General features: G+C 72.0%; 12 protein-coding genes and 1 pseudogene. 8 read left to right on the top strand and 5 right to left on the bottom strand.

The genetic code is table 11. The features are described from left to right. The first annotated feature begins 29 nt into the window (after nucleotides 1-29). Complete coding sequence (locus OG992_RS24295) at nucleotides 30-1076, top strand: glucose 1-dehydrogenase (protein WP_238684591.1); 1047 nt, start codon at nucleotides 30-32, stop codon at nucleotides 1074-1076. A gap of 16 nt (nucleotides 1077-1092) precedes the next feature. Here OG992_RS24295 and OG992_RS24290 read toward each other — a convergent pair whose 3' ends face one another. Continuing rightward, nucleotides 1093-2409 (bottom strand): DUF2252 domain-containing protein, encoded by a 1317-nt coding sequence (locus tag OG992_RS24290; protein ID WP_266304395.1) that lies wholly within the window; start codon nucleotides 2407-2409, stop codon nucleotides 1093-1095. Between the two features lie 178 nt (nucleotides 2410-2587). Between OG992_RS24290 and OG992_RS24285 the strand changes: the two genes are divergently transcribed. Then, complete coding sequence (locus OG992_RS24285) at nucleotides 2588-3514, top strand: hypothetical protein (RefSeq protein WP_266304394.1); 927 nt, start codon at nucleotides 2588-2590, stop codon at nucleotides 3512-3514. A 55-nt stretch (nucleotides 3515-3569) separates the two neighbouring features. Here the strand turns inward: OG992_RS24285 and OG992_RS24280 are convergent, their stop codons facing one another. Further along, a complete protein-coding gene (locus OG992_RS24280; protein WP_091402527.1) occupies nucleotides 3570-4151 on the bottom strand; it encodes an NADH-quinone oxidoreductase subunit B in 582 nt (193 codons plus the stop codon). A 194-nt stretch (nucleotides 4152-4345) separates the two neighbouring features. On the opposite strand from OG992_RS24280, the gene OG992_RS24275 reads away from it, so the two are divergent. The 4 genes and pseudogenes from OG992_RS24275 (at nucleotide 4346) to OG992_RS24260 (ending at nucleotide 6845) form a co-directional block, all read left to right on the top strand. Beyond that, complete coding sequence (locus OG992_RS24275; RefSeq protein WP_238684588.1) at nucleotides 4346-4906, top strand: RNA polymerase sigma factor; 561 nt, start codon at nucleotides 4346-4348, stop codon at nucleotides 4904-4906. Beyond that, on the top strand, nucleotides 4899-6110 hold the full coding sequence (locus tag OG992_RS24270) for a hypothetical protein (RefSeq protein WP_266304393.1): 1212 nt from the start codon (nucleotides 4899-4901) through the stop codon (nucleotides 6108-6110). The genes OG992_RS24275 and OG992_RS24270 overlap by 8 nt, the downstream gene beginning before the upstream one ends. Nucleotides 6111-6334: 224 nt before the next feature. Next, nucleotides 6335-6622, top strand: a pseudogene (locus OG992_RS33830) (sigma factor); the annotation flags it as partial. A gap of 46 nt (nucleotides 6623-6668) precedes the next feature. After that, nucleotides 6669-6845 (top strand): hypothetical protein, encoded by a 177-nt coding sequence (locus OG992_RS24260; protein WP_266304392.1) that lies wholly within the window; start codon nucleotides 6669-6671, stop codon nucleotides 6843-6845. Between the two features lie 52 nt (nucleotides 6846-6897). On the opposite strand, the gene OG992_RS24255 is transcribed toward OG992_RS24260, so the two are convergent. Genes OG992_RS24255 through OG992_RS24245 form a run of 3 tightly spaced genes read right to left on the bottom strand, consistent with a single transcriptional unit; the run spans nucleotide 6898 to nucleotide 10165 of the window. After that, entirely contained in the window at nucleotides 6898-8406 is a 1509-nt protein-coding gene (locus OG992_RS24255) for an aminotransferase class V-fold PLP-dependent enzyme (protein ID WP_238684585.1), read from the bottom strand. Beyond that, complete coding sequence (locus tag OG992_RS24250) at nucleotides 8403-9818, bottom strand: MFS transporter (RefSeq protein ID WP_238684584.1); 1416 nt, start codon at nucleotides 9816-9818, stop codon at nucleotides 8403-8405. Before OG992_RS24250 ends, OG992_RS24255 begins: the two co-directional genes overlap by 4 nt. Before the next feature lie 32 nt (nucleotides 9819-9850). Beyond that, nucleotides 9851-10165 (bottom strand): MGMT family protein, encoded by a 315-nt coding sequence (locus tag OG992_RS24245; RefSeq protein ID WP_238684583.1) that lies wholly within the window; start codon nucleotides 10163-10165, stop codon nucleotides 9851-9853. A gap of 61 nt (nucleotides 10166-10226) precedes the next feature. Here OG992_RS24245 and proB point away from each other — a divergent pair, with 61 nt between their 5' ends. Then, on the top strand, nucleotides 10227-11336 hold the full coding sequence (proB, locus tag OG992_RS24240) for a glutamate 5-kinase (RefSeq protein ID WP_266304391.1): 1110 nt from the start codon (nucleotides 10227-10229) through the stop codon (nucleotides 11334-11336). Between the two features lie 250 nt (nucleotides 11337-11586). After that, complete coding sequence (locus tag OG992_RS24235; RefSeq protein WP_266304390.1) at nucleotides 11587-12828, top strand: glutamate-5-semialdehyde dehydrogenase; 1242 nt, start codon at nucleotides 11587-11589, stop codon at nucleotides 12826-12828. Nucleotides 12829-12836 lie beyond the last annotated feature (8 nt).

The raw sequence follows: 12836 nt of genomic DNA, 5'->3' as shown, positions 1-12836 counted from the left end.
CGCACCCCGCGGCGGGGAAAGATGAGGGCGTGCGCGCTGTGACAGTGAGACCCGGAGTCGCCAACTCGCTGAGCCTCGTCGAGGATCAGCCCGAGCCGGCTGCCGAGGAGGGCTCTGTCCTGGTCGAGGCGCTGGCGGTGGGGATCTGCGGCACCGACCACGAGATCATCGCCGGGGAGTACGGCGAGGCGCCGCCGGGCGCCGACCGCCTGGTCATCGGGCACGAGTCACTGGGCCGGGTGATCGAGGACTCCAGCGGCACCCTGCAACCCGGTGATCTGGTGGCTGGGATCGTCCGGTATCCCGACCCGGTGCCCTGTTCGAACTGCGCGGTCGGCGAGTGGGACATGTGCCGTAACGGTCAGTACACCGAACACGGCATCAAGGGCTTGGCCGGGTTCGCCCGGGACCGCTGGCGGGTCGAACCGCGGTTCGCTGTCGCGCTCGACCCGGCGCTGGCCCAGGTGGGCGTGCTGCTGGAGCCGACCAGTGTGGTGGCGAAGGCCTGGGACCACATCGAGCGGATCGGGCACCGGGCCGAGTGGCAGCCGCAGACCGTCCTGGTGACCGGGGCCGGGCCGATCGGTCTGCTGGCCGCGTTGCTCGGCACCCAGCGTGGGCTCACCGTGCACGTGCTGGACCGGAACACCGAGGGGCCGAAGCCGGAGCTGGTCGCCGGGCTCGGCGCCACGTACCACACGGTGCCGGTCAACGACCTGCCCTTCGAGCCGGACGTGGTGATCGAGTGCACCGGCGCTCCCACGGTGGTCCTCGACGTCATGTGCAAGGCGGCCCCCACCGGGATCGTCTGCCTGGCCGGGGTGTCCAGCGGTGGCCGGAAAATCGACTTCGACGCCGGGGCGCTGAACCGGGCGCTGGTGCTGGAGAACAACGTGGTGTTCGGCTCGGTGAACGCCAACCGGCGACACTGGACCATGGCCGCGCAGGCGCTCGCCCGCGCCGACCAGGTCTGGCTCGAGTCGCTGATCACCCGGCGGGTGCCGGTGAACCGGTACGCCGACGCGTACACCCCCGGGCCGGACGACATCAAGGTGGTGCTGGAGTTCGCGTCCTGAGCGACGCCGTGCCCGATCAGATGCCCGGCAGTCGACCGTTGCGGAACAGGTCGACGAAGAGCTGATGGTCCTGGCGGGCGCGCACCCCGTACGCGTGCGCGAAATTCACCAGGTGGGCGACGAATCCCGGCTCGTCGGCGTCCACCGCCGCGACGATCGCCTCCTCGGTGGAGTAGTCCACCAGGTCGTGACTGGATTCGTCGTCGGCGACCGAGTGCATCCGGGCCACCGCCCGGCCGAGGTCGACGAGAACCCCGGTCAGCTCCTCCGGCTCGTTCACGTCCGACCAGTCCAGATCGGCGGCGTACGGGGAGACCTCGGCGACCAGCTGACCGGTCCCGTTCAGCTGGGTGAAGCCCAGCCACGGGTCGGCGTGCGCCTGCAACGCCCGCTGCGACTCGGCGGTCCGGTGCCCCTGGTGCTGGAAGTAGCCGCGGACCGACTCGTCGGTGACGTACCGCGCCACGGCCGGCACCTGCGCCTGCTTCATGTAGATGACGACGTCGTTCTCCAGCGCCTGGGTGTGCCCCTCCAGCAGCAGGTTGTACGACGGCAGCCCGGCCGAGCCGATGCCCACCCCCTTGCGCAGCACCACGTCCTTGATCCGCGCGGCCACCGGGCGCAGCTGCGTCGAGGCGGTTGGCAGGGTGCCGAGGTAGTCCTGGAAGGCGGCGCTGACCAGGTCCCGGGTGGCGTCGTCGATCTCGAAGACCCCGTCGCCGATGGAGAAGCGTCGCTCGTAGTTGTCGATGGTGGTCTGCGTGGCCAGCAGGTCGACGCGGGTGTTGAGTCGGGCCCGTTGGAGCACCCGGCGCAGCACCCCGTCGGCGTTGTCCAGGGTGATCGAACCGATCGCGTCGTCACCGCCGGCGGCGATGGCCCGCAGTTCGGTCAGGTACGACCGGGCGAACCCGGCCACCAGCTCCCCGATGGCCGTGTCGGAGAGCGCCTTGCCGTAGCCGAGCAGCGCCACGCTGGCCGCGAGCCGGCGCAGGTCCCAGGTGAACGGCCCGACGTACGCCTCGTCGAAGTCGTTGACGTTGAACACCAGCTGCCCGGAGGCGTTCATGTAGGTGCCGAAGTTCTCCGCGTGCAGGTCACCGTGGATCCACACCCGGCTGGTCTGCTCGTCGGAGAACCGGTCGTCGGCGAAGTCGCCGAGCTGGTCGGCGTAGAACAGCGCGGCGCTGCCCCGGTAGAAGGCGAATGGCGACGCCGCCATCTTGCGGAACTTGCGGCGGAAGGCGGCCGGGTCGATCGCCATCGACGCGCCGAACTCCTCGGTGAGCACGTCGACGATGTGGGTGGACCGCTGGTCCGCTGAGCTGGTCATAGTCCGCAGGCTAGTGCGGCGGGTCCACAACGGGGTGGCGAACAGCCCATCCATCGATCATGCTGTCTGGGTCACGGCGCGGGGGCCCGGACACCACGGTCACGTCGGTCGATCGCGTCGCTGCCAAGCGCGGGCGACAGCTCCTCGCCGGGCGTCGACCATGGAGGACCAGATACAGATGCTCCGCAAAACGGGGACCCTACTCACCGCCGCGCTGCTCGGCCTGACTGCGACGATCGGCGGGGCCGGACCGGCCGCGGCCGCACCGTCCGCCTCCGCCGACGCTCCCACCTTCTCGCTGAGCCGGCTGGTGCTCGAGCCGACCGAACGCGGCTACCGGGGCAGCCTTCGGGTGACCATCACCAACAACAGCGACACCACGCAGGGCTTCTACTTCCGGGTCCGTGAGGCGGTGGCCGGCTCCTTCTCCGGGGGCGTGGAGTCACGCTGCGAATCGGACGGCGTGGAAGAGGGGCGGTTGGTCCGCACCTGCGCCCTGCCGCGTGGCAATGACCTGGCCCCGGGTGAGTCCCGCAGGGCAACTGTCGAATTCCAGGTGCTGACCACTCCCCGCAGCTACCCGATGATCGCAGCGGGCGGCCTGGTCACCGCCTACTCGTACGAAACCGGATCGCTGGGCACCGTGCCGTTCAGCGCGCAGTTCCGCTCCCTCGACGGCAAGCTGACCCGCCCCCAGACGTACGTGCAGGACGCCCAGGCGGACGCGTCCGTCGAGCTGGCCGGCCCGGTGACCGACGGCCCCGAGAACACCCGCCGGGTGCCGCTTCGGGTCCGGTACGGCGGCGACGCTCCGCAACTCGGCCACTCGCTCACCGCCACGCAGCTTCCGGCCGGGTCGATGATCCTCTTTACCGATCCCCATGACGGTCCGGTGTACCGCCCGCAGGCGCACGTGCCGGGCGGGCTGCTGATGCAGGGTGAGGAGCGCGACGTGGCGCTGTTCATCAGCCGGCCGACCGACCCGGCGGACGAGTCGGTCACGATCACCGTGGAGCTGGCCACCCAGTACTGGATGGGAACGACCCCCGACGTCGACCCGAGCGACAACACGGTCACGTTCAACCTGGCCCTGCCGACCAGCTGACCAACCAGCGGCGGGCCGCTGCCCGGGACCCGTTCCGGGTGGCGGCCCACCGCCCTCAGCTGGCGGTGGGTGGGCGTACCGGCGGGGCGGTGAGCGAGTCGACCGAGCGTGGCGCGGCGGCCTCGCGGGGCGGGGCGTCCAGCGGCGCGGCCAGCACGTCCCGTTGCGGCACACCGCCGATGCCGGACTGCTCGGCGGCGATCTTCTCTTGCAGGCGCAGGATGCCGTGCAGCAGCGCCTCCGGCCGGGGTGGGCAGCCGGGCACGTACACGTCGACCGGGATGAGCTGGTCGACGCCCTTGGTCACCGAGTACGAATCCCAGTAGGGGCCGCCGCAGTTGGAGCAGGCGCCGAACGAGATGACGTACTTCGGCTCGGGCATCTGGTCGTAGAGCCGCTTGATCGCCGGGGCCATCTTGTCGGTCACCGTGCCGGAGACCACCATCAGGTCTGCCTGGCGGGGGCCGTGGGCGAACGGGATCACGCCGAGTCGGATGAAGTCGTGCCGACCCATGCTGGTGGCGATGAACTCGATGGCACAGCAGGCCAGACCGAAGTTGAACACCCAGAGCGAGTAGCGACGGCCCCAATTCAGCACGAACCGGATCGGCTCGCCGAGCACTGCCGGTAGCTGCACGACCGCCCCCTCTCCTCACCGACAGTGAATCACAGACGGCGCCCGCGCGGCCCGGCGGTGATCGGCGGAGCGGTCCACCAAATGTCTCCGAGCCGACAAGGATCGGCAGCGATCGACGCGCAACCTACTGGCGCGCTCGCTTGTGTGACCGGTGCTGGCGAACACACCGCCGGCAGCCGCCACGGGGAGGACGAGTGCTTGTGACACGAGATGTGCGGGTGGGCGAACGCCCGCCGGACCCACCGGGAACCGCAACCTCCGCGTCGGCAGAGCTGGTCTTCGACGACTTCTACCACGCCCACTTCCGCGGGCTGGTGGTGCAGTTGACCGCGTACACGGGCGACCGTGGGCAGGCGCAGGAACTGGTTCAGGAGGCGTTCTGTCGGGCGTACGCCCGCTGGGACCAACTCGTCGGTTACCAGGACCCCCTGGCCTGGGTCCGTCGGGTCGCCTGGAACCTGGGTCACAACCGGTGGCGGCGGCTGCGGACCGCCCAGCAGTGGCTGCTGCGGCAACGGGAGACACACGTCGCGGAGCCGAACCCGGACCGGGTCGCCCTCGACACCGCGTTGGCGAAGTTGCCGCCGAAGCAGCGGCGGGCCGTCGTGCTGCACTACCTCGCCGACCTGACGGTCGCCGAGATCGCCGCCCAGGAACAGGTCGCCGAGGGGACGGTCAAGTCCTGGCTGCACCGGGGCCGGACCGCACTCGCCACCCACCTGCGCGACACCAATGAGGAGGTGCGGGATGTCTGAGCAGGAGATTCTTGACCTCGCCGATGAGTTCGCCCGTTACCGCCGTACCGCGCTGGCGGAGGTGGAGGCGCCGGGACCCGCCGCCGTTCGGCGGACGGTACGAGGCCGCGGCCGACGCCGGCTGGCTGCCAGCGCCACGACGGCGCTCGCCCTGGTCGGCGGGTCGGCCGTCGGATACGCGGCGTTGAGCGGCCCGGACCACCGGCCCGGTCCGGTCGACCCGACGCCGAGCATCTCGGCGTCAGCGACGCCGACGCCGATGCCGACGAGTCCGACGCCCAGCCCTGCCGGGACCAGTGCCAGCCCGACCACCCCCGCACCGGACGGCCGGTTCAGCCGGGCCCAACTGTTGGGGGTGCCGGTGACCCTGCCGGCCTGGCGGGCCGGGCGAGGCTGCCCGACGTCGCAGACGCGGCTCACGGCCGACGCCCGGGAGGGCGCGAACTCGCTCCTGGCGCTCGACCACGGCGACATCGACGGGGACGGCGGGGTGGAGACGGTGGCTCTCGTGCAGTGCGTGCTCGGCACCCGCGGGCCGATGCAGGTGGTCGCCTTCGACCGCGACAAGGAAGGAAAGGCGACGACTGTCGGTCGGGTGGTCGCGACCACCATCGACAAGCCGGAGTGGCTGTTCGCGCTGGATGTCGTGGGTGACGGCACGGTTCGCGTCCAGGTCGGTGACATCGCTCCCGGGGGTGGCTGGAACGCCAAGTGGTCACAACGGCAGTGGCGGGGCTACCGCTGGAAGGGCGACACCTTCAGCCAGGTCTCCGGGCCGACGAGCTTCGGTCCGAACCCGAACCTGGCAGACGTCTCGGTCACCACTGGCGACCTCGTGCTGAGAACTGCCGACGACGGCTCCCGGACGGGTACGGCCACGGTGCGGATTCGTAACCGGGGCACGGGCCCGGTCGCCCACCTGGTGCTGCGGTTGGGCGTGCCCGCGGTGGTGCGCGCGGACGTCGACGGGTGGGGCCCGTGCGCGGGCGTCCACGAGGGCGTCGAACCGATCACCTGCCGGCTGGGTCAGCTGGCCGCCGGGGCGGAGATGCGGCTGGACCTGGACTTCCGGGTGCTCGAAGGGATCACGCTGAGCACTGACAAGGCGGACGTGGACGTCCAGCCGATGGACAGCGAACGTGACGTCCTGCCGGACGTCAACAGAACCGACAACCTGGTTCGGATGACGATGACCTACGGCTGACGGTTGCCGGCCGCGTCGGAGGCCACGGGGGCGTACGACGCGGCCGGCGCTCCGCTCACCACGCGGGCGCTGGCCCCGCGTCCGACCCCGCCTCGCCACTCAGTCCCCCACACGACAGTCGAACCACAGCGTGGGCTGCAACCTCCCGGCCCGTTTTGGGCTTCTAACGGGGTACGGCACGCCGAGCAGGAGCGCCGACAACGGGGAGCACCGGAACGACCCCGATGAGCGAGTGGTACGACCGCCTCGGGTACGGGCCCGACGGCGAACGGGGAGGGGCAGTGACAGTGATGACGGGAGCCCGTGCCAACGAGCCACCGGGGGCGATTGCCGCGATGGCCGGGGAGCGCACCACGACGGTGAGCTTCGACGACTTCTACCACGCGCACTTTCGCAACGTGACCAGTCAGTTGGGCGCCTACGTGGGCGACCTCTCACAGGCCCAGGACCTCGCGCAGGAGGCGTTCTGCCGGGCCCTGGCCGGGTGGGACCGGCTGGCCCGGTACGACGACCCGGCCGCCTGGGTCCGGCGGGTCGCCTGGAACCTCGCCCGGAGTCGTGGCCGAGGGCACCGTCAAGTCCTGGCTGCACCGCGGCCGGACAGCGCTGGCGGGACTGCTCGACGAGAGCACCGAGGGGATGGGCAGCGTCCGGGTGCACTTCGACAACCAGGACCGGCACTGGCAGGACCTGGCCTTCAAGAACACCTTCGTGGAGGTGCGGGCGGCTCCCTGATCCGGCCCATCGGGTCCGGCCGGCACCGACGGCCGGGCCCGATGCGGCGCGGTCAGCTCGGGGCCCAGCTGGGGCGTTGCAGCAGGCTGACGAATTCCACCAGCAACCGCTCGCGCAGCGCCGATGGCGCGGCGTCGAGCAGGGTGTTCACCAGCGCCATCCGTTCCGGCAGCGGTCCCGCGCCCGACCCCGCCTCGCCGCCCAGGCCCAGCCCGGCAGCCAGGCCGACGATCAGGTCCGGGGTCAGCGCCTCGGGGGTCAGCGCACCGACCAGGGCCGCCAGCTCGGCGGGCAGCCGCACCGGGCCGGCGGCCCTGGCCGCGGCCACCGCGTCGGTCAGGTCCGGCCCGAACTCGGCGACCCGGGGCGCGACCGCGGCGGTCACCGTGAGGTGCACGCTGGCGGGCAGACCGTCGTACGAGAGCTGGGGTTGGGTGTGCCAGCCCCGCGCGGTCAGCTCGTCGACCAGGACGAACAGGTCGGGGCCGCCCTCGGTGGCGGTGAAGCAGACGACCGTCGACTCCGGCTCGGCCATCAGCCGCAGCCCGTCGACGGCGCGGACCGCGTCGGCCAGGCCGGCGACCGCGTCCCGGGTGATGGCGGCCAGCCGCAGGTAGCCGTCGTCGCCGAGGTGCCGCACTGTGGCGTACGCGGCGGCGATCGGGCCGCCCGAGCGGGTGGACGCGATCACCGGGTTGATCATGGTGTAGCCGGGCCAGTCGGCGTACGCGAAGTACTGCGGGGCGCGCAGCGTGGCGTCGCGGTGCAGCAGCACGGACACCCCCTTCGGGGCGTACGCGTACTTGTGCAGGTCGACCGAGATGGAGGTGACCCCGGGCACCGCGAAGTCGAACGGCGGCACCGGCTCCCCGAGCCGACGCAGGTACGGCAGGGTCCAGCCGCCGAAGCAGGCGTCGACGTGGCAGCGCACACCGGCCTCGGCCGCGGCGGCCGCTATCTGCGTGACCGGGTCCACCACCCCGTGCGCGTAGGACGGCGCGGAGCAGGCGACCAGCACCGTCTCCGGGCGGATCGCGGCGGCCATCGCGGCCGGGTCGGGACGCAGCGTCTCCGGGGAGACGGGCACGACGTCCAGTGCCACCCGCAGGTAGTGCGCCGCCTTGGCGAATGCCGCGTGCGCGCTCGACGGCACCACGATCCGGGGTGCGGTGATCTCCGGGTGGGCGTCCCGGGCGGTCTTGACGGCGAGGATCAGTGACTCGGTGCCGCCGCTGGTGACGCTGCCGACGACGTCCGGGGCGGTGGTCCCGGGGCCGGCGCCCAGCACCCGGCCGGCGGCGCCGACCAGCGCGTTCTCCATGGCCAGCAGGGACGGGAACGCGGTCGGGTCCAACCCGTTGACGTGCGCGCTCTCGCGGTGGGCGGCGGCGGCCAGCTCGTCCAGCCCGGGCACCGCCGGGTCGTAGACGTACGCGAACAGCCGTCCCCCGTGGGTGGGCGCGTCACTGGACCGCAGCTCCCGCACCTCTTCCAGAACCCGTTCCGCCGGAACCCCGGTGGCGGAAAGCGCCCCAGCCTCAACCCTGTTCTCGTCGATCATGGAGTTACGGTGCCCTTCTCGTGACGGTCAACGCTTTCGTCCCCCACCACAACTCCATGATCGCCCAGGTCGCTGTGGGCGGTGAGGGTGTACTGGCGGAGCAGGAGGATCGGAGGGGCGATCAGCAGGGCCGGAATCAGCGTGAAGCCGAGGAGCACGCCCAACCTCGCCGTGTCGGACTGGGCCGCCGCCGAGCCGGTGTCGGAGGACACGTAGCCGGAGAGCTGGAGCACCAGTCCGTAGATACCCGGGCCGAGCGCCAGGCCGAAGGTCTCCCCGGCGGTCCACAACCCGGTGAAGACGCCCGCCTGCCGCCGGCCGGTGCGCGCCGTCTCGTGCGCGATGCAGTCCGGCAACATGGCCAGCGCGAAGACCTGCTGCCCGGCGTACCCCACGCCGATCAACGCGACCAGAAGATAGACGGCCACCGCCGGCAACGCCGGGGCGGCGACCAGGGCGAACGCGCCGACGGCGAGGATCAGCGAGGCGACGACCAGCGCGGTGCGCTTGCCCAACCGGGCACCGACCCGGCTCCAGATCGGCATCACCAGCAGCGCCGGCCCGACGAAGCAGACGAAGAGCAGCGTCGGCCCGCTCTCCGCGTCACGCAGGATCTGCCCCGCGAAGTAGTTGACCCCGGCCAGGATCGTCGCCACCCCTGCGGACTGCACCACGAAACAGATCAGCAGTGCCCGGAACGGACGGTTGGCAGCGGCCACGGCGAGCTGGGCGCGCAGCGTCGGCTCGCTCTCCCCCACCGTGCCGGTCGGCGCGGACCGGGTGCCCAGGAACGCGCCGAGGGCGCCGAGGGCGATCAGCGCCGCCACGAACAGGCCCATCCAGCGGTGCCCGGCCACGCCGTCGCCACCGGCGCTCACCACCAGCGGCGCGACCGCGCCGGAGACCAGGATGGCCAGCGCCAGCACCGCGATCCGCCAGGTCATCAACCGGGTGCGCTCGGTGTAGTCGCCGGTCAGTTCCGCCGGCATCGCCACGTACGGCACCTGGAAGAAGGCGAACGCGGTGGCGGTGGCGAGGAACGCGAACGCCACGTACGCCACGGCGGCCGGCCCGTTACCGAAGGGCGCGGCGAAGATCGACGCGAACAGGACGGCGAGCGCGAGGCCGGCCACGAGCAGGTACGGCCGGCGAGCCCCCCACCGCGACCGGGTGCGGTCGGAGATCCGCCCGGCGACCGGGTTGACCAGCACGTCCCAGGCCTTGGGCAGCAACACCAGCAGGGCGGCCAGCCCGGCGGCCACGCCCAGGGTGTCGGTCAGGTACGGCAGCAGCAGCAGACCGGGCACGGTGCCGAACGCTCCGGTCGCCAGTGAACCGAGCGCGTAGCCGGCGTGCACCGAGCGGGGCAGCGAGCCGGTGGCTGACGAGCCGGCGCCCGGCGGCGTTTTCATGGGCCCGAATGTTACTCACGTTAGGGCGGCGGTCACATCCCCTCATCAGGCGACCAGCCTGCCGCCGCGATGTCCACACCCTCGCCGCGCAGCGGCACACCCTCGGCCCGCAGTCGGGCCCGCGCCTCCCGTTCGTGCCCCGGCGGCAGGCGACCACTCGCGGTCACCACCCGATGCCAGGGCACCGAGCCTCCGTGCCGGGCCATGATGGTGCCGACCAACCGGGCCGAGGCACGGCCCGAGCGCTCGGACAGCGCGTCGGCCACCCCGCCGTACGACATGACCCGGCCCTCCGGGATCCGCTCGACCAGGTCGAGAACCGCCTCGACGTACTCGTCTGGAGTCACAATCCGCCACCATATGGGAAGGCCGCCGGGCGGTGCGGCCGTGACCACGCAGAATGGGCGGGTGCGCGACGCAGTCACGACGGCCCGGCGGGTCGTCGTCAAGATCGGATCCTCCTCGTTGACCACCGCCACCGGCGGGTTGGCCGACAAGCGCGTCGACACGCTGGTCGACACCCTCGGTCGGCTCACCGCCGAAGGGCGCGAGGTGGTGCTGGTCTCCTCCGGCGCCATCGCCGCCGGGCTCGCCCCGCTCGGGCTGTCCCGACGCCCGCGCGACCTGGCCACCCAGCAGGCCGCCGCCAGCGTCGGGCAGGGGCTACTGATCGGCCGGTACGCGGCCAGCTTCGCCCGGCACGGCCGCACCGTCGGGCAGGTGCTGCTCACCGTCGACGACGTGACCCGGCGAGCGCACTACCGCAACGCGTACCGGACGCTGCGCAAGCTGCTCGACCTGCGGGCCGTGCCGATCGTCAACGAGAACGACACGGTGGCCACCCAGGAGATCCGGTTCGGCGACAACGATCGGCTGGCCGCCCTGGTGGCCGCGCTGGTGCACGCCGACCTGCTGGTGCTCCTCTCCGACGTGGACGCGCTCTGGACCGGTGACCCCACCAACCCGCGCTCGACCCGGATCGCCGAGGTGCGCGACGACGCGGACCTCGCCGGCATCACCATCGGCGGGGCCGGCCGGTCCGGCGTCGGCACCGGTGGCATGGTGACCAAGGTCGAGGCCGCCCGGATCGCCACCGGCTTCGGCATCCCGGTGGTGCTCACCGCCGCCGACCTGGCCACGCCGGCTCTGGCCGGCGAACCGGTCGGCACGCTCTTCCACCCGCAGCGGCGACGACCGACGGCCCGGCTGTTCTGGCTGGCCCACGCCACCTCACCGCGCGGGCGGCTGCACCTCGACCCGGGCGCGGTCGCCGCCGTCGTCGGGCGGCGCAAGTCGCTGCTCCCGGCCGGCATCACCGCCGTGGACGGCACGTTCACGGCCGGCGACCCGGTTGACCTGGTGGACACCGCCGGCGCATCGGTCGCCCGAGGGCTGGTCAACTACGACGCGGTGGAGCTACCCGGGCTACTCGGCCGCTCCACGTCCGAACTCGCCGCGGCGCTCGGCCCGGCGTACGAACGAGAGGTCGTCCACCGTGACGACCTGGTGCTGCTCTAAGGAGTCAACAATGAGTGAGCGTCAGCGAGCGAATCATCGGCTCAGGGCTTCGGTGCCGCAGGCCGGCGCGGAGCGCAGCGGAGTGTCGGCATGAGCGAGCTTCGGCGAGCGAATCATCGGTTCAGTGCGCTGGTGCCTCAGGCCGGCACGGAGCGCAGCGGAGTGTCGGCATGAGCGAGCTTCGGCGAGCGAATCATCGGTTCAGTGCGCTGGTGCCTCAGGCCGGCGCGGAGCGCAGCGGAGTGTCGGCATGAGCGTGGTTGAGCAGGCGCGACGGGCGCGGGACGCCGCCGCGGAGTTGGCAGTGGCCACGCGTACGGTCAAGGACGCCGCGCTGGTGGCGATGGCCGACGCGCTGGTGGCGCGTACCCCGGCGATCCTGACCGCGAACGAGACGGACCTGGCGGCCGGCCGTGAGGCCGGGCTGAGCGCGGCCGTGCTGGACCGGCTCGCGCTCGACGCGGGTCGCGTGGCCGGCATCGCCGACGCGCTGCGTGAGATGGCCGCGTTGCCCGACCCGGTCGGCGAGGTGGTCCGCGGGTCCACACTGCCCAACGGCCTGGAGCTGCGCCAGATCCGGGTGCCGTTCGGGGTGGTCGGCATCATCTACGAGGCGCGGCCCAACGTGACGGTGGACGCCGCCGGGATCTGCCTCAAGTCCGGCAACGCGGCGCTGCTGCGCGGGTCGTCGTCGGCCGCGCACTCGAACGCCGCACTGGTCGCGGTGCTGCGCGACGCGGTCGCCGGGGCCGGTCTGCCCGCCGACGCGGTGCAGTTGCTCGACGCCAGCTCCCGTGACTCGGTGAAGGAGCTGATGCGCGCCCGGGGGCTCGTCGACGTACTCATTCCGCGCGGTGGCGCGTCGCTGATCCGCACCGTGGTCGAGGAGTCGACAGTGCCGGTGATCGAGACCGGGGTGGGTAACTGCCACGTCTACGTCGACGCCGCCGCCGACCTGGCGAAGGCCGTCGCGGTGACGCTGAACGCCAAGACGCAACGCCTGTCCACCTGCAACACCGCCGAATCGCTGCTGGTGCACGCGGGCATCGCCGATGCGTTCCTGCCGCCGGTGCTGGCCGCGTTCGCCGAGGCGGGGGTGACGGTGCACGGCTCACCCGAGGTGGCCGCCTACTCTGCCGCCGTGGTCGAGGCGACCGAGGAGGACTACGCCACCGAGTACCTGTCCGCCGACATCTCGGTGGCGGTTGTCGACTCGCTGGACGCGGCGGTCGCGCACATCCGTCGCTTCGGCACCGGGCACACCGAGGCGATCGTCACCGACTCGGCCAGCGCGGCCCGCGACTTCGTCGCGAGGGTCGACGCGGCGGCGGTGATGGTGAACGCGTCGACCCGGTTCACCGACGGGGGCGAGTTCGGCTTCGGTGCGGAGATCGGCATCTCCACCCAGAAGCTGCACGCTCGCGGTCCGATGGGCCTACCCGAGCTGACCAGCACCAAGTACGTAGTGACCGGCGACGGACACGTGCGCTAAAGCCCCCC

It is taken from the genome of Micromonospora sp. NBC_00362 (assembly GCF_026342155.1).
Lineage (GTDB): Bacteria > Actinomycetota > Actinomycetes > Mycobacteriales > Micromonosporaceae > Micromonospora > Micromonospora hortensis.
This window is presented reverse-complemented; position numbering and strand designations above follow the sequence as displayed.

Excerpts from the sequence above, each read along its gene's own strand:
- OG992_RS24290 (WP_266304395.1), bottom strand. The coding sequence starts at position 2,409 with ATGACCAGCTCAGCGGACCAGCGGTCCACCCACATCGTCGACGTGCTC.
- OG992_RS24285 (WP_266304394.1), top strand. The coding sequence starts at position 2,588 with ATGCTCCGCAAAACGGGGACCCTACTCACCGCCGCGCTGCTCGGCCTG.
- OG992_RS24270 (WP_266304393.1), top strand. The coding sequence starts at position 4,899 with ATGTCTGAGCAGGAGATTCTTGACCTCGCCGATGAGTTCGCCCGTTAC.
- OG992_RS24255 (WP_238684585.1), bottom strand. The coding sequence starts at position 8,406 with ATGATCGACGAGAACAGGGTTGAGGCTGGGGCGCTTTCCGCCACCGGG.
- OG992_RS24250 (WP_238684584.1), bottom strand. The coding sequence starts at position 9,818 with ATGAAAACGCCGCCGGGCGCCGGCTCGTCAGCCACCGGCTCGCTGCCC.
- OG992_RS24235 (WP_266304390.1), top strand. The coding sequence starts at position 11,587 with ATGAGCGTGGTTGAGCAGGCGCGACGGGCGCGGGACGCCGCCGCGGAG.